At 50.7% G+C, this 17,766-nt stretch carries 9 protein-coding genes; 2 read left to right on the forward strand and 7 right to left on the reverse strand.

Annotated features, from left to right (window positions below; genetic code table 11):
- Positions 1-132 precede the first annotated feature (132 nt).
- On the forward strand, positions 133-4,329 hold the full coding sequence (locus LKK83_RS30940; RefSeq protein ID WP_324635311.1) for a PAS domain S-box protein: 4,197 nt from the start codon (positions 133-135) through the stop codon (positions 4,327-4,329).
- A gap of 44 nt (positions 4,330-4,373) precedes the next feature.
- On the opposite strand, the gene LKK83_RS30945 is transcribed toward LKK83_RS30940, so the two are convergent.
- Both LKK83_RS30945 and LKK83_RS30950 read right to left on the reverse strand, forming a co-directional pair.
- A complete protein-coding gene (locus LKK83_RS30945) occupies positions 4,374-10,277 on the reverse strand; it encodes a protein kinase domain-containing protein (RefSeq protein WP_324635312.1) in 5,904 nt (1,967 codons plus the stop codon).
- Positions 10,278-10,560: 283 nt separating this feature from the next.
- Positions 10,561-11,187 carry a response regulator transcription factor gene (locus tag LKK83_RS30950; RefSeq protein WP_324635319.1) on the reverse strand — a complete coding sequence of 209 codons (627 nt, stop codon included), beginning with the start codon at positions 11,185-11,187 and terminating at the stop codon, positions 10,561-10,563.
- Positions 11,188-11,509: 322 nt separating this feature from the next.
- On the opposite strand from LKK83_RS30950, the gene LKK83_RS30955 reads away from it, so the two are divergent.
- Complete coding sequence (locus LKK83_RS30955; protein ID WP_324635313.1) at positions 11,510-11,920, forward strand: peptide chain release factor 1; 411 nt, start codon at positions 11,510-11,512, stop codon at positions 11,918-11,920.
- 236 nt (positions 11,921-12,156) lie between these two features.
- Here the strand turns inward: LKK83_RS30955 and LKK83_RS30960 are convergent, their stop codons facing one another.
- The 5 genes from LKK83_RS30960 to LKK83_RS30980 all read right to left on the reverse strand — a co-directional run.
- Complete coding sequence (locus tag LKK83_RS30960; protein WP_324635314.1) at positions 12,157-12,645, reverse strand: hypothetical protein; 489 nt, start codon at positions 12,643-12,645, stop codon at positions 12,157-12,159.
- A 228-nt stretch (positions 12,646-12,873) separates the two neighbouring features.
- Positions 12,874-13,236: a hypothetical protein gene (locus LKK83_RS30965; RefSeq protein WP_324635315.1), complete on the reverse strand. Its 363-nt coding sequence runs from the start codon at positions 13,234-13,236 to the stop codon at positions 12,874-12,876.
- Positions 13,237-13,606: 370 nt separating this feature from the next.
- A complete protein-coding gene (locus LKK83_RS30970; protein WP_324635316.1) occupies positions 13,607-14,983 on the reverse strand; it encodes a hypothetical protein in 1,377 nt (458 codons plus the stop codon).
- 139 nt (positions 14,984-15,122) lie between these two features.
- Complete coding sequence (locus LKK83_RS30975) at positions 15,123-15,575, reverse strand: hypothetical protein (protein ID WP_324635317.1); 453 nt, start codon at positions 15,573-15,575, stop codon at positions 15,123-15,125.
- The coding region (locus tag LKK83_RS30980) for a CHAT domain-containing protein (protein ID WP_324635318.1) at positions 15,572-17,766 on the reverse strand (2,195 nt) is incomplete at its 5' end. The genes LKK83_RS30975 and LKK83_RS30980, both read right to left, overlap by 4 nt.

Below are 17,766 nucleotides of genomic sequence, written 5' to 3' on the forward strand. Positions count from 1 at the left end.
ATAGCGCAAGTCCTCTAAAGAGGACTGGTACGGGGTAAGGGAAAAACTGGCGGTGGGGAGGCGGAGTCTCGGGGGGGCATTCCCAGGCAAATGACCAAGAACCAATAACCAATGACCAAGGACAAATGACTAATGACCAATGACCAACGACAACCAAGGAGAACTGTAGTGGGAAACCAAGTCAGTCAGCGAGGAAACTCATCCGGGTTAGTGGGGTGGGGGGCTTGTCCGATCCATCCGCCGACTAGCCCGAATTTATTGCAGGGGGTAGCAGAAGCCAACTATCAATTACTGACGATCGCGGATTACGATACGGCCATGAATCGCACCTTAGAGGTATTGGGGATGGCGGCGGATGTCGATCGCGTTTATCTTTTCGAGCATCATGCCCACCCGGAAACCGGGGAACCGGCGATTTCTCAGCGGTTTGAATGGGTCAGAGGCGGCATCGAAGCGCAAATCGACAATCCGATCTTGCAGAACCTCACCTATATAGAGGCGGGAATCAGCCGATGGTATGATGCCTTACCGCGCGGGAACTTTATCGGCGGCACGGTGCGAGATTTTCCCCCCACGGAACGGGATCTGCTCTCCCAGCAGGATATTTTAGCATTGTTGGTGGTACCGATTCAAGTCCAGGGAGAATTTTGGGGATTTATCGGATTTGATGATTGCCAGCACTATCGCCAGTGGTCCACGGATGAAACCACCGGCTTGATGACCATTGCTGCCAGTATTGGGCTGCGCCTGGAACGACAGCAAACCGACGAAAAATTGCAGCGAGAAAAGGTGCGATATCTCACTGCCTTGCAACAGTTAGCGGCAAACGTACCGGGGGTAATTTATCAGTTCCAACAGTTACCCGATGGGCGGCGGTCGGTGCTATTTGCCAGTAGCGGATGTCGCGATTTATTTGAATTAGAACCGGAAGCGATCGAAGCGGATTTTAACTTACTTGCGGAGTTATTGCATCCAGACGATCGCGATGCTTACGAGCGTTCGGTGATGAAGTCAGCGCAGACATTAGAACCTTGGCATTGGGAAGGCAGAGCGATCGTGCCTAGCGGTAAAACCAAATGGATTAAAGGCATGGGCAGAGCCAGAAAAGAGGGAGAGAATTTAATCTGGGATGGAGTATTAATGGATATCAGCGATCGCGCTCGCACCCAGGAACAGCTAAAAGGCAGTGAAGAACGATTGCAGAGCTTTTTCAATGCTACTTTTGAAGCGGTCATCATTCATCAAAACGGAAAAATCGTAGACCTCAACCCAGCGGCAGAATTTTTATTTGGCTATACCAGCCGCGACATTCTCGGGGAATCGGTGTTAAAAATCACCGCCCCCGAATCGCGAGATTTAATCACCGAAAAAGTCAAATATCCATCAGACGAACCTTTTAAAGCGATCGCCCAGAAAAAAGATGGCACGCCGTTTCACTGCGAAGTGCGAGCCAAGACAATTTTCTATCAAGGAAATCCGGCGCGGGTAGTGAGCGTGCGGGATATCAGCGAGGTAGAAAATTCCCTGGCGGCCCTGCGAGAAAGCGAAGCGAAAAATCGCGCCTTGCTCGATGCCATTCCCGATTTAATTTTTCGCTTTAGTGCCGATGGCACATATCTGGATTTCAAAGCGGATAACCCGAACGATTTAGTGGTCGAACCCCGGGAAATTATCGGCCAAAAAGTGGAAGACTTACTGCCCGAATCCGTGGCGAAACTATTTCGGCATTATCTAGAGCGCGCGATCGCCACTCGGGAACCGCAAATATTCGAATATTACCTGCTGCATCCCACTCCAGAAGGCAGCCAACAGCGGCGAGATTGGGAAGCGCGAGTGGTGATGTGCGGGGACCGAGAAGTGCTGGCGATCGTGCGGGATATCAGCGATCGCAAACATGGGGAACAACTCCGCAGCGAATTAATCGGATCTTTGCAACAAGCGCGCGATCGGCTACAAGCGGTATTAGACGCAGTACCCGGTTCCGTCGCCTGGATTTCTGCGGATTTAAACTATCTCGGCGTCAACCAATATCTGGCGCAATCCTTCCAGATGTCCCCGGCAGAATTTGTCGGTCAAAATATCGGCTTTATTAACTTCACCGCCGAATTTAACGAATTCGTCCGCGACTTTTTTGCCAGCAACGAACCCGAAGCATCCCAAGAAGTGCAAATCCTCACTCAAGAGGGCATTTGCGATTACTTAATTATCGGCCAAAAATACAATCGCGGCGAAGCTGCCGTATTTGTCGGCTTTAATATTACCGAACGCAAAAGCATGGAAGAAGCCTTGCGCGTTTCGGAAGAAAAATTCTCCAAAGCCTTCCGTTCTTGTCCCGATGCGATGACTATCAGTAGTTTGAAAGACGGGCGCTATATCGATGTCAACCAAAGTTGCTTGCGGATTTTTGGCTACGAACGCGACGAAATAATCGGTCGCCAGGAGGAAGACCTCAACCTGTGGGTAAACCAACAAAATAAGCAGGAATTTATCGAGAGATTGGAACGCTACGGCTCGGTGTATAATTATGAAGTCGAATTGCTTACCAAAGCCGGGAAATCGCGGGTAGGATTGCTCTCTGCAGAAACGATTGAATTTGACGGCGAGCCTTGCGTTTTGGGGGTAATGAACGATATTACCGAACGCAAGCGCGCCGAGGCTCAGTTGCGCGAAAAAGAAGCGCAATATCGCAGTATTTTTGAAGCCACCAGCGATGGGTTGATGATTACGGATCTGGAGGGATATCCGGTAGAAGCCAATCCAGCAGCTTACAAAATGCACGGCTATTCTTACGAAGAATTTCTGGCACTTTCCCCGGAGGATTACGTGCATCCCGATTATCATTATTTGATTGCGAAATTTCTCGAAACCCTGAAAGCCGGCGGGGAATATCGCACCCAGTCGGTTCATCGTCGCAAAGATGGCACGGGGTTTTATATTGATGCTTTGGGTACCGGGTTTATTTATAAAGGAGAGCCGCATATTTTGGGCGTGGTGCGCGACATTACCGATCGCGTGCGCGCCGAGGAAAAATTGCGCGCTTCGGCACAACGCGATCGCCTGTTGGGAGAAATTGCCCTGCGAATTCGGCGGTCCTTGGACTTACAGGAAATTCTCAACACCACCGTGGCAGAAGTGCGGCACTTTTTACAAGTCGATCGCGTCTGTATCGGTCAATTTGACGGGCGTTCCGATGGGATTATCGTGGCAGAATCGGTGGCGGAAGGGTACAAATCCCTGGTAGGAGCTGTGACCCCGCGCGATATCTATGTGAATAAAGTCAAGGAATTTTTGGCGGTTCCCGTGCAGGTGATGAACGATACCCGCACTGCTGATTTATCCCCGGATCTGAAAGAGCATTTTCGGGAATATCAGATTAAGTCTGGGTTGGCGGTGCGAATTGTGGTGGGCGATCGCTTGTTTGGGTTGTTAGTCGCCCATCAGTGCGATCGCCAGCGCCAGTGGCAAGCATCGGAAATTGAATTGCTCGAAAGACTGGCAACACAAGTGGCGATCGCCATTCAACAAGGTCAGCTTTACCAACAACTCGCCGATTTGAATGCTAACTTGGAACGACAAGTGGAAGAGCGTACCCAAGAATTGCGCCAAGCAGTGCGCGAATTGGAGGAACTGCACCAGCTCAAAGATTTATTCTTACATGCCGTAACTCACGATTTGCGAACCCCCGTGATGGGCACTTTGTTGTTAGTAAAAAACTTGCTGCAACGACAAGAGAACTCCCACAATCCCCAAACCCCCATCCCGGTACCGCGATCGACCCTGGAACGCACTATCCAAGGGTGCGATCGCCAGTTAACCTTGATTAATTCCTTGCTGGAAGTTCACGCCAGCGAAGTGCGCGGCGTGGTGTTACACCGAGAACCAACCCAACTGCAACCCCTGGTGCGATCGCTCACTTGCCAGTTGCATCCCCTCTTGGAGAAAAACGAGGCTACCCTCACCACCCACATCCCCGACGACTTGCCGACAATCCATGCCGATCCGGCACAGTTGTGGCGGGTGTTTGAAAATGCGATCGTCAATGCTCTCACCCATAACCCCCCAGGGGTGCAACTCACCATCACCGTAGCGGTAGAAGACCCGCAAATTCGCTGCGCGATCGGTGACAATGGGGTGGGCATGACCCCGGAACAATGCGAAACCTTATTCGAACTCTACGCGCGCGGTCCGAATGCCCGACGCTCTACCGGTCTCGGTTTGGGCCTCTATCTCTGTCGCCAAATCGTTACCGCACATGGCGGCGAAATCGGCGTCAACAGCACCCCCGGTGAGGGGTCTACCTTCTGGTTCACCTTGCCCCTCTCCGATTGACTCTCCCGCCAATGGCTTTTTATCTCGCACTCCTGCCAATCGGGCTATTTCTTATTCGGCGATCGCACCGGAATTTCGATGATAAATTCCGCACCTTCTCCCGGGGCGGAAATGCAACTGAATTCTCCCCCATGTCGTTCCACCACAATGGAATAACAAATCCACAATCCCAATCCCGTACCCGACCCCACCGGTTTGGTGGTAAAAAACGGATCGAATATCCGCTGTCGCACGCGATCGCTCATCCCCATCCCGTTATCCGCAATCGAAATTTTCACCGTATCATTCGGCGTACTTTCCGTGCGAATGCGAATGGTCATTTGGGATTGGTCATTTGTCGTTTGTGCTTTGTCATTTGAACCTGTTACCAATGACTTTTGCCCAGTGACAAAGGACAAATGACCATTGACCAGAGAGTGCAAAGCATCGATCGCGTTACTGAGGACGTTCATAAAGACCTGATTGAGTTCCGAGGCATAACAGGTAATTTTGGGTAGATTGCCATAGTCTTTCACTACCTGAATCGCCGATTTGCCGTTGGTTAGTTTGAGGCGGGATTGCAAAACCAGCAGGGTAGATTCGATGCCCTCGTGGATGTCTACTGGTTTCATTTCTGATTCATCATGGCGGGAGAAGTTCTGCAATCCTCGGACGATTTTGTGGATGCGATCGGCTCCGTTTTTGATAGAGGCGAGCAGATGTGGCAAATCGCGGGCGATAAATTCTAAATCGATCGCCTCCATTTCTTCTTGTATTTCTGCCATGGGTGTGGTATAATGTTGTTGGTATAACTGAATTAGATTCAGCAAGTCTTCTACATACTGGCCGGCATATTCGATATTGCCATAAATAAAGCCGATGGGATTGTTGATTTCATGGGCGACGCCGGCCACGAGTTGCCCCAAACCGGACATTTTTTCGGTTTGAATCAGTTGTGCTTGGGTGCGCTGCAGTTGTTGCAGGGTTTGTTCCAGTTCGGTTGCTTGTTCGCGCAATTGTGCTTCGCTGCGGCGCAAGGCTTCTTCGGTGAGTTTGCGCTCTGTGATATCTTGAATCGTGCCGAATAATTTAATCACCCGTCCCGCTTCATTGGCAGTGGTTTTGATTTTGGCCGATACATAGCGGAAATGGCCATCGGGTCGGATAATTCGATAGTCCAATTCGCGATCGCACCCGGTTTCGATACACTGTTGCACTGTAGTGAACCAAAACTCCAAATCTTCGGGGTGAATTAACTGCTGATGCTCTTTCAATGACGGAATCGGAGATTCGCGATCGAGTCCTAAAATACAATACAACTCCTCGGACCAAGTGATAGCATCGGCAATCACATCATACTCGTAACTTCCCAATTTGGCAAGTCTTTGCGCCTCCGCCAGGGACACTTCTTTAGCTTTTAATTCCCGGGTGCGTTCCTCAACTTTCACTTCCAGGGTGCGGGAATACTCCTCTAATTGTTGTTTGGCGTTCGCTAAAGAAGTATAAAGCATGGCATTTTCCAGAGAAATTGCCGCTTGTGCCGACAACACCCGCAAAATTTCCAGTCGTTGCGGGGTAAACGCCCCGGTGGTTAAATTGTTTTCTAAATACAGAACTGCGATCGCTTTTCCGCCATTGACGATCGCGCTGCACAACGCCGATTTTAACTGGCGTTGGGCGATATAGGAATCTTGAGTAAATTGTCCCTCGCGCGCGGCATTGCTCAACACCACATCGGAGCGAGTGCGCTCCACATATTTTATCAAATTTAACGGCAAATCTTCGTACTCTTCCACCGGAATGGGTTGCTCTAAATTGGTGGTTGCATCCACGGAAGCTGACGCCGCCACTAACAATTTTCCCGAATTGACTAAAATCAATACTCCTTTTTGCGCTCCGGCATTTTCCAGCAGGGTATTCATCAAAGAGGCGAGTAATTTATCCAGGACAATTTCGCTAGCGATCGCTTGGGAGGCTTTCATCACCGTGGTCACATCTAAAGTCTGCCGTCGCCCGGTTGCTCTGACGCGATTTTCAGCAAGTTTACCCGCCTCCATCGACTCCATCTCCAGGTAAGGAATAGCCAACAACTGGGGATAATTTTCCTCTAACTGCTTGACTTTACTAGAAGCTCCCCATTTCAAATAGCAAGACCAGGATTCCTGCATATAGGCTTTAGCAATGGTAATTTTGCCCAGTTGGCGATAAAATTTGGCAGCCAGTTCGTTACCCAGGGCTTCCTCATTCAGGTACTCGTTTTTCTGGGCTAATTCGATAGCGCGATCGTACTCGTCCATCGCCGCTAATTTATCCCCTTGCAGGCGATATCGTTCCGCTTCCACTAAATAATATTTATGGGCGTAATTCATCGGCGCGTGAGTTGCCCATCGTTGCATTTTTTCTTGGTTGTTGGCCACCCGGTCTAGCAAGGCTTGCCGTTGCGAATTGTCCGAAGTTTCGTAAAGTGCCAAGCGGGTGAGAGAATCGTAGAAATAAAACACCGGTACCACGGGCAAGCCGGTGACGCCATCTAAATACTCGTCAGCCGCGATCGCCGATTGCAAAGCCTCCGGAAACCGCTCGAATAAATAAGCCAAAATGAGCTGGCACAAAAACAAGTAATGCAGTCCGTTACGGTCGTTAGCTGACTGCAATGCTGGCTGCCATTCTTCTGCGTTAAAGGCTTCTCCAATCAGGCGATCGCGATATTCTACATCGGCGACTAAATTGAGTACCAATTGCCGCCACATTTCATTCCAGGTGAACACCGTGGTTTGGTGCAGTTGGGCGAGAGTTTCGCTGCAGGTTGCCAGGTCTCGTTCTACTTTCAGCAGGGGTTTGCCTATCAAAAACGAGTTCTGACAGTGATTTTTGGCCGCATAGGCCGCCCACTCTAAATCCCCGGTTTCTATGCGGCTGCGCTCTGCAGCGCGCAACTGAGGTAAACTGTCTTTTAAATGGCGTTTCCAATGGCCAATCAGGCCGGCCACGATCGCGATAATTTTGGTTTTTATCTCTGCACTGGGCCGTTGTTCCAGCAAGGCGATCGCCAGTTCGCCAAACCGATACCCCAGGTCGATTTCGCCGAATGTGTCGCACAAAATGACGCCGTAATTGGCATAGGCAAAAGCCGACCAGGAGCAATTTCCCCAGGCGAGGGAGAGCTGCACCTGCTGGAAAACCACCAGGGGAAACAGTTGCGGTGCGGCTTGATAGCTGGCTGAGGCTAGGCTGGATAAAATCTGCATCGCCGCCAGTTTGTGCGCGTCGCCCATTGGCGGAAGCTGCAGCAAATCGGCGGGGGTCTGTGCCTGCATCTGGGATTTTGTGCGAGCCAGTGCGGCCTCGATGTCCGCGATCGCCGGGGCGCTGGGAAAGCTTATCCCCAGTTGTTCCGCCATCTCCAGTCCCAGTCGCACCGCTTCCAGTTGCTGGGTTTGCCCCATCCGGGCTTGCAGGGTGATTTGATACACTTTCACCTTGTCCGGGGCACTGCGGGCGCGGTTCCTCACTATCTCGGCTAACTGGCTCATCTCCTCTAGGTTCCCGCACAAATAGGCCACTTCTGTGGCTTCTTCATGCAGGTCTAAGGCTAGGTTGTACTCTCTTCCCCAACTTTCCTCCTCCAGCAGGTCGCGACCGATGGTAAAATAGCTGCGGGCGGCTTCGTAGGCGGCGGCGGCTTTGGCTTTCCTTCCCGCCCGCAGGTTTAAGCGCGCCAGTTCTTCTTTCTGCGATCGCGCGTTTATCTCCCCCCTGCTAAAGTTCAGTTGGCTAACAATCTCAAACAGTGTCTCATCGCGCAGGTGTGAGGGAGTTCTCTCCAGCAGGCACTCTCCCACTTTTCGATGCAAGGTGTACTTTTCCGCATCGGAAATCAGGGCATAGGCCGCTTCATAGATGCGGTTGTGCGCGAATTGCAAGCCCTCGGCGGTACCCACCCGGTGAGCCTCGCCTACACTGTCGCTACTGGGCACCACCAATCCTTCCGCGATCGCCTCCTGCAGCGCCCGAGTGACCACCTCCCGGGGTTCTCCGGATACCGTGAGAACCATCTCCAAGTCAAAGCGATCGCCGATACAAGCGGCTACTTTTAACACCGCTTGGGTAGAAGCTCTCAATTTTTGGATTTTGGCGCTGAGCAGATCCACCACATTATCGGTCATCTCCCGCGCTTGAATGCGATCGACAAACCACTCCCAGGTCAAACTCTGTAGGTCAAAGGCGATCGCCCCTTCCTCATAAAGAGAGTGTAAAAATTCCGTGATAAAAAACGGATTTCCTTGGGTTTTTTCTACCACTAATTCCCCTAGCGGTTTAGCCGTGGCTGTGCTACACTGTAAGGTGTCGGCAATTAACTCCGTGACGCCGGGGAGTTTTAACGGTTCTAACTGTAGCCGATTGACCGGCACTCCCGCTTGTTCTATCGCTTCAAGGGTTTCCATTACCGGATGTTCTGGCGACAATTCCCGATCGCGATAAGCCCCGATTAATAACAGCGATCGCCCATTTTCGGCGGTCATTAATTGGTGAATCAAACTTAATGATGCCGCATCCGCCCACTGCAAATCGTCCAAAAACAACACCAAGGGATGCGATCGCACCGCAAAGGCTTGAATCAAGTTTTGAAACCCAACCTTAAACCGCGCTTGTGCGAACCCCGGCGGCAATTGTGGCCCCGACGGTTGCTCCCCTACAATCAGTTCCAATTCCGGAATCACTTCCACGATCGCTCGTGCATTTTCCCCCAATACTCGATGGAGCTTTTCTCGCCATTTCTCTAACTGGCTATCGCTTTCAGTAAGCAGTTGTCCCACTAATTTTTGCAAGGCTTGAATGATAGCACAATAGGGATGATTCCCCGGTAGCGGCTCGAATTTTCCCGAGATAAAATAACTGCGATACCCGGTGATTAATTTGCCCATTTCTTGCACCAAAGCAGTTTTGCCAATTCCCGCATATCCGGAAACTAACATCAGTTCGATGTGCCGTTTGGCAGATGGGGTAGCAGAAATCCCCGCTACCCGCTCGAACGCTTCAATAATCCTTTGCAATTCTGCTTCTCTACCATACAGTTTGGGCAAAATTTGAAATTTGCCGCACACATCATTTTCCCCGGGAATCAAATCTTCGATTTCTCCGGTGGCTTCTAATTGCATCATGCAAATCACTAAATCCGCTTGCAATCCCCAAGCACTTTGATATCGCTCTTCTGCAGTTTTCGCCAGCAGTTTCATCACAATTTGAGAAAGCACTAGGGGAATTTCTGGATTGATTTCGTGCGGCGGCTTGGGCTGTTTTGCCAGATGACAATGAACCAATTCCATTGCTTCGGTGGCCTCAAAGGGCAGTTGATGAACGAGCAATTCGTAAAAGGTAACGCCGAGAGAATAAAAATCACTCCGATAGTCCAGCGATCGGTTCATTCTGCCAGTTTGTTCTGGAGACATATAAGCCAGGGTTCCTTCGATCGCGTGCGGGCTGTTTGCCCCCCGGTGGTTTGGCTCTACAATCGTGGCAATCCCAAAGTCGATGAGTTTGACTTCCCCACTATCTGGATTGACCACAATGTTAGCCGGATTAATGTCTTTGTGAATGATGTTTTTTCCGTGCAGTTCGCCTAAGGTTTCGGCAAGCTTAATGGCAATGGCTAAAAATTCTTGGACGATAAAGGTTCGCTGTTCTAAAATTTGCTTTAAAGAAATTCCGCCAAAGTCTTCAAAAATAATGGCGAGTTTATTGCGATAGTTCTCTAAGCTATAGGCGGCGATCGCCCCTTCTATACCCAACCCGGCACAAATTTCGTATTCTTGCTGATATTGGCTCAATTCTGCCGCACTGGGATAGTCGGCACGCAATACTTTCACCACAATCGGTTGGGGGTCTCGTTCGCGGATACCGCGATAGACGATTGACCGCGCGCTTTCATAAATTTTCTCGCGAATGGCAATGCCGGGAATTGCTATCATTACTCAGTTCTCCTGCGATCGGTCAGTGTGCTCAACTCTCGAAATCGCAAACGATCCCCCGAATAGGGGGCGATGGATCGGTGGCATTCCCCACCGATGGGGGTGGGCATGTGTCCGTAGTATAACCTCTGTTTTCCTGAATTGATTCTCTACACTCCTAAAAAAAGCCAAAGCTTTTCCCCTTCAAAACGCCCAAACCCACCCCGGAGGAGTTAGCGGAATTGTCACTTTTTCCGGATAAAATTGCCGAATCAATTCCTCACTGGCCGGATTTTGCATCACTTTATACCAACCCCGATCGCAATGCCACCACCGCAGCTTGCACGCGATCGTCCACTGCCAGTTTATTCATTATCCCGCGCACGTGGGTTTTAATGGTATTCGGACTCAAATAAAGCTCGGCGGCAATTTCCGGATTGCTGTATCCTTCTACCATTAATTTAAGCACTTCTAATTCCCGTTGGGATAATTGTCCGATATTATTCGCACTCGCCGGCGGTTTCAAATGGTCGATGACTCTTCGGGCAATCTGCGGATCTAAATAGGTCGCCCCTTCTGCTGCAGCGGCGATCGCGGCTAGCAGTCTATCCACATTCGCCCCTTTGATGCAGTAGGCATCCGCACCACTCGACAGGGAGGCGACAATTTCCGTTTCCGTGGTATGAGAAGTTAACATCACCACCCGCACTTCGGGCAATTTCTCTTTAATTTGTTGCGTCGCCGCAATCCCATCCAAACGCGGCAACCCAATATCCATCACCACTAAATCCGGCTTCAGTTTTTGCGCCTCCGCAACGCCTAGATAGCCGTCTTCCGCTTGTCCGACAATTTCTAACTGCGGATACTCCGCTAACGCTTGCTCTAATCCCAGTTGCATCATCGGATCGTCTTCTACAATTAAAATCCGCAGGGTTTGATTGTCCCCCGGTAAGTTTAACGAGTATGCTGTTTCCCTAGTCATGGCGGTAATTTTACGCAAGAACGGTTTGCTTTTCGCTCTCGGGGAAGCCAGAAGATTGGCCAAACAACCCCTCTCCCGATTTCTCCTTAATCTTTGCCGATTTTACTCGGACTAAAACTGTTATAACATTAGTTTTTTCCACTACACCACTGGGAGATTTTTTCTTCTTCCCGAACGCCTCGCCGCCCCCGCTTCCGCCTAGCTCGACCTGGCTTGCAATTCCAGCCAATTTTGTTATAAACTCAATCTAATCTCTTTCCCAGATTTCCCCATGAGAAACCCGCTCGAGCGCTTAAAATATCTCCCCTGGCGATCGCTGCTACAGGTGGCAGGTCTGACGATGCTCATCGTCGCCGCCGTAGAACTCTTACTCGTCGGGAGTATCGCCCTCTATCCCCTCCTGCTGCGCCCCCTGAACCTGCTCCTCTCCCCACCCCTGGGCATGATTGTCAGTTTCGCCCTGGCAACCGGCATGGGCTGCCTCGCCGTCTATATCGCCGAAGGGTGGCATGGTTTCCCCCTCAACGCCTCTACCCTCTGGTCCCTGGCGTTCTGCTTGCTCCTCGGCTTGTTTCTCAAGTCCCTCCTGCCCCTCCCTCTGATGCTGGTGGGGTTCTCCCAGTTATCCTTCATCGCCGCTGTGGTGGGCATCTTCTGGAAAGGGCGTCCCTACTGGCGATAACCCCCCACTATTGGCAATTTTCCATATTCAGTTGTTAACTTGCAATAGACAGGCCAAAAAAATTCCCGCTCGAATCGAACGGGAAGCCATCAGGGTGCATCTACTAATACTCTGACTATAACCCATGAGGGGTGAAACCCCACGTTTTTGTAACAATTCTTTACAAAAAAGTCTGAAAGCCGCGAAATTGCGTGACTGGGGGGCGGGGAGATTCGCGATCGCGGATTGACAATCGGTTAATCCCGGTCCATTTCTATCTCCAAGGCGGCTAACTCAGCGCGGCGCTGACTCAGCTCGAATTCCAGGGTCTCGATTTCCGAGAGCAACTGCGATCGCCGCTGCTGCACCGAATCACTTTGGATAGCTAAATGCGCTTCGATATCGGGCCACAATTCCACCGCCCAATCCTTGCTCGCACTGCGGTATTCTTTCAGGATTTGCACCTCACCATTTGGCTGCAGTACAAACAAAGCATATAGTCGCTTTTGCGCCCCTTTCTTGCTACCTTTTTTCTCGCAAGACAAGTAAAGTCCAGGCTGTTGAAATGTCTGCAGATTCCATTGACTAACAAAATCCCCGATAATCGAATACCCATCGGTTTGGGTTTTGTCAATTCCCTCCACTCGCTTGCACCAGTTGCCAGATTTTTCCGAAAGACTGCTTTCCCAAAAACCCGGTGCATTTAGAAACGCTTCTTTCAGGTTAATTAAAAACGGTTCGCTCATCGCTTTGTAGTTTTCTTCATGCCATTTTCATTCCCCACCGTAGGTGCGTGACGCCCGGTAGCCAAGGCATGGAATTAAAGGAAAATTAACGGCGGGGCGTCATGCACCAAACCTAATTTTAACCCAAAATCAACGGCGGGGCCTCGCGCACCGAACGCTTCGGTAAAATCCACAATCCTTGTTTTAAAATCGGAAATGAATGCCCCAAAAGTTGAGATAAAATGGGAATTAACGAGCGGATAAAGAGGGCCATTTTGCTTCACCGGGTATCGGTTCGATCGCGATTTTTTTGGAGCGCTGGCGTCCCTGTTTTTTCCACTCATCAGGGTCGAGTTCTTGTTTCTGATTGTAAGGGATTTCAGAGCCATTGGCTTCCAGTTCCGTATCTTTGGCGCGCAACACTGGCGCTGTTTCCTCAGTGGAGGCGATCGCCGATGTCGAAGAAGTTGCCGAAGAAGTTGCCGAGGCGGATTTTTTTTGCGCGCGCAGGCGGGCTTTTTTCTCGGCATAGGCTTTAGCTTGATTTGGATCGGCAATGAACCAAAACACAGCCAGAATGGTAAGCGTATCTAGCAACAAGATTTCAAGCATTGGATAACCTTAATTATATGAGCAAATCACCCTAGGGAATGGGTAGCGGCGATCGCCCTGTTCTGGGTTAGGTTGCCGGACCTCTCGGGGCTGGTGTTTCGGGCAACAGCGATCGCTTCCATTCGATTTTAAATCCCCCAGAGCCAAATCTGGATTAATTTTAAACCCTTGACAAATTACAAATTCTGTGCTATGGCTCGAGGAGTGAGTGTGGAAGTAATCCCAGAGACGATCGCTCGCCTCTGGATTCCCGTCGGCTTTTATCTTTATTCTCTCAGAAAACGGTGCAGGTTGACTGCATGGGTAAGGCAAAATTCGGGAAAATTCCCCGAGGAGTTGCCAGAGAGGGGCGGAGGTGGCAAATGCCGGGTTATCGGCGACGGAGACGAGGCAGTAACGCCACAACTAAGGCGATCGCCCCTGCGACGATCGCGCCGGAACTCGCCCCGATGCCCAGACTCCACCATAACGCCGGGGATCCGAGGAAAGCAATGCGTGGCGTGTTTTCTGGGGGCTGATAGTAGCTTGTGGCGACAGTTGCCGTGACCCCACTCACCGCCAATCCCGTACCCACTGCAGCAACGGTTAGATTTAAGGCGCGATCGCTTTTGGTTTGTTCCAGGTTGATGATACCTTCGATGGTTTTTATCGCATTTTCTAACAGGCGCAATCCAGCACTTAAACTGGCAATATCCGATTCTATCTGCGGCTGATATTTCTCCATCGCATAATCGGCAAATTCTCGAAACACCTCAACCCGGCAATCGCCATTGTTTTTATCTAATTGGGCGATTTTTTCCACCCGCCGCTGGTAATTTTTCAAATTGGCTGCCAAGGTGTGCTGTTGTTCTTCCAGCCTGCTCAAATAATTCCCATAGGTAGATAAAATTGTCAAGGTATCTGCCAGATAGTCTTGCAACAGCTTGAGATTAACCGCACCATCCTTCACTTGGTTCGGTAATGCCTTGACAATGGTTTGGATAACTTGTGCCGCTTGTTTCATGTCGGATTTCAGTTGCCGACTTTGCCGATATGCCCAAATCACTTTATTGCGGAAGCGAAATAATTGGATGAAATCGGGCAAGAGGTGTTGGATTTTCTCCGGGGAGGCGTGAGGCTGAAATAGGCAGATAACCAAATGCCGATTGTGCGCCAAAGTGCCGCGATCGCTCGGTACCCGCCACAAATCGTAGAACGTTGCCCCGCAAAACTCTCCTGTCCCTTTTAAGTCTTTTTCCCACTTAAAATCGGCAAATAATGACAGGTGCTTTAGGCAATCCTGGGCGGTTTTTTTCCTATCCTGTCCCTCAATGGGCAGTTGTCCCCAAACTAGCCAACTTTCGCCAATACTTGGGGGAGTATGCAGTTTTGCCCGCACCATTTCATCGATGTATTTCAACACCGCGATCGCTTTCCCTTTCCCTTTCTTATCCCGGGGTTCCTTTTCCCCAGAACAGTCGATTAGCAAAGCATAGGTATCCCCCACTTTCACCGGGTAGTAATAGCCATCCTGCGGGTGGGGAAATGGCTGATATTTTTTGTCGCCCAGTAATTCCACAAAAGGCGACGCCTCGCTTTCCGCCTTGGCATAGTTCTCCGCTTCTTCTGGGGTGATTTTGGGCGATAGTTTTTGCCAAAATTTCTGTCGGTTTTGTTTGATTTTCTCCTCGGATTGACCCAAACCATCGGCTAAATCGTATTGAAATACATCAATCGTTGGATAAATGATTTGAAGATTATCGCTCATACATTATACCATTTTTAGATAATAAAAGCGGGGGATTGAAAAGGCGTTCCCAGCACATAGTAGGAACGCCCTTCTGGAACTAGTGCCTCCCCACAGGAATTTTGCCAAATATAGGGTAGCAAAGCGGGAAAACATGAGATTACATCATCGGAATATCCGGATATAAAAAATGCTTTGCCGACTGTACCGAATTGTCGGTATCTAGCAGATAAGAGATGTTTTGTTCCAGGGTTTCTTTGTCCAATCGCTTCTTAATTGTCTGCAACACCTCTGGCAAACTCGGCAAATCGGAAATATCCCCAGAAGCGTTATCGATTTCGGTGTTATCGGGATTTTCCTTTTCCCAAGTGGCATCGGGTAAAAAGTCCAATCCTTTGCGCTGCTGGTTGCTGTGTTCTACCAACCAATTGCGCGCCTGTTTGTAGGCGATCGCCAGGGGTTCGTGCTGCTGGACGACGCCAGACAAGCGGGAAATTTCGCCAGTTTGAGCGATGGTTTTAAGCTGCTGTTGCACTTGCGGGGGCAAGGGGTCATTTAACTGCGTCAGGGCAGCAATAAAGGCTTTGAAAATGTTCGCTTGTTGGTCGTTCATCGTCCGTAAAGTGTAAAAGTGGCCCAATGATAGGGGTCGGCATAAGGTGGATTTTTCTCTATTGTAGCAAGGTTCTCCGCACAGGCTTCTAAATAGTCGATGCAGGCCCAGTCGGCGTCTCTGGGGTGGGGGGTTTGGGAGAGTTCTGCTATCAGTTGTCGGTACCACTGGGCTAAGTCTTCTCGGGTAACAGTTTTTAGCCAGTGTTGTGCCGCAGTAAACGCCACTGGGGTGGGGTATTCCTGGTGCAGTTGCTGATAGAAATAGAGGAAGAATAAAGTGCTAGCATCGGATTGTACTTGCCAGAGGGTACTGAGGACTGCTGACACGCCCGATCGCAGAAATCCACTGGATAATCCCACATATTCGCTAGTGATGGTGGGGTTGCCACTCACGGCGGTTTCGCAGGCGGAAAGGGAGATGAGGCGATAGCCGCTCAAATTCAGTTGCAGGATATCTCTGACAGTGAGGCGATCGCACCCACTGAGGCACAAGGCAGAAGCAAGCGGATCGGTAAACTCATAATAGCCATGACCCGTAAAGTGCATCCCGGCGTGAGATTGTCGCAACGCACTTTTCACTGCCTCGGCGGTGACTTGCTTTTCCGCAAGGCGCGTCACCCGGGCAAACCGCCGGGAGATTATATGAGATTCCATATCCGCTGCCGGCAATGGTTCCAGGCTTTTCCGGGTACCCTCGGTATCTGTTATCTGACTGTCGGGATTTTGCAGACTGAGCACAGAGGGCATTTCTCCCGTCTCTTCCCCCGGGGAGGATGCCCACAACCCCAGTCCAAAAGCAGCACTGGGGAGATAGGCGATCGCGCAAGTGCGAGGAAAGCGATCGCAATTTAAAAATAAGGCATGCAGGGGAAAGCGATGCAAGTCCTTGTGCGGAAACAGAAGCAGGCGATCGCACCCTTGGCAATCCTCCAATTCCGCTAAAATTGCCTCGATTTGAAGAATCTCACCCAGGCGATCGAGCTGTTGCGGCAAAGACCCCCGCCAATCCGCAGCCAGTGCGCTCAGTTTGCTCCCCTTATCCCGGCGATACTGGCGATTCCACTGCGCGCTCCACTCTTCCAATTCCGGCAAATTGCCCATATACCCCGACCCCTCCCGAAACCGGGATTCCCCCAACACCGTCGGGAACGGCGCATCCGGTTTGAGAATAAATGTCCTGAGCGCATAGGGACTCAGATGCCAGTACACCGCTGCAGTGGTGGAAGTGATGAAGCCCCCCTTCCCCAGGGAGTTTGGCGGCATCTCCCGCCTCACCAACTGGCGAATCTGCTGCCAATCCGGTTCCCTCACCGCCTCACTTCTGCCCCAGAACAACCAAGACAAACAGGCATTTTTCCCCGCCTCCGCTACCTCCAACCCGCGTACCACATCCCCCCGTCGCACCCACAAATCCACCGTCAATTGATTAAAATCGGCAAATTTCAGCGCCAGTTGCCGTTGCTTCCCCGAACCCGCACAATCTTCCACCAACCGCCGCAGCAAATCCGCTCCGCGCCGTTGCAACTCCTGCGCCTGTTCCGTTTCCTCCAAACCGAGCAATACCCCAATTAACTGGCGCAATACCTCTAAATGAGTTTCGGGATAGGCGGTTTCCGTGAGAGTTTCCAGGGCGCGGTTGTAGTGAGTGAAGGCGGCGTGCCAGTCTTGTCGGCGACGTCGGGCATCTAGGCGCGATCGGGAATAATAGGCATTGCCGATACAATAATGCAACATACCCCACCCTTCCGGATGGGTGTCTTGCTGGCAATACTTCAGCCCTTCCTCATAACTCGCCAATTTACCCTCAAATCCTCTCTGGTTCAAGTTTGAATTTTGTATAGCGAGGGCAGAAGGCAGATAGGGAGAATTTCGCGTTTGTACCTTTCCTGCGGCATTGCCTCGATTTGTCCACGCTTGCCACAAATCCCGTTTCCAGGTTAAGGCACAATCAAAAGAGGCAATGGCTTCCTCATATTGTCCTAAGTTATCCTGCGCGTTCCCTCGGTTGAAATAAGCTACGGCGTAATCCGGTTGGAGGCGGATGGCTTCGTTGTATGAGGCAATGGCTTCCTCATGTTGTCCTAAGTTACGCTGCGCTATCCCTCGGTTGTTATAAGCTACGGCGAAATCCGGTTGGAGGCGGATGGCTTCGTTGTATGAGGCAATGGCTTCCTCATATTGTCCTAAGT

The organism is Phormidium sp. CCY1219, assembly GCF_035615515.1.
In the GTDB taxonomy this organism is placed as follows: Bacteria; Cyanobacteriota; Cyanobacteriia; order Cyanobacteriales; family Laspinemataceae; genus CCY1219.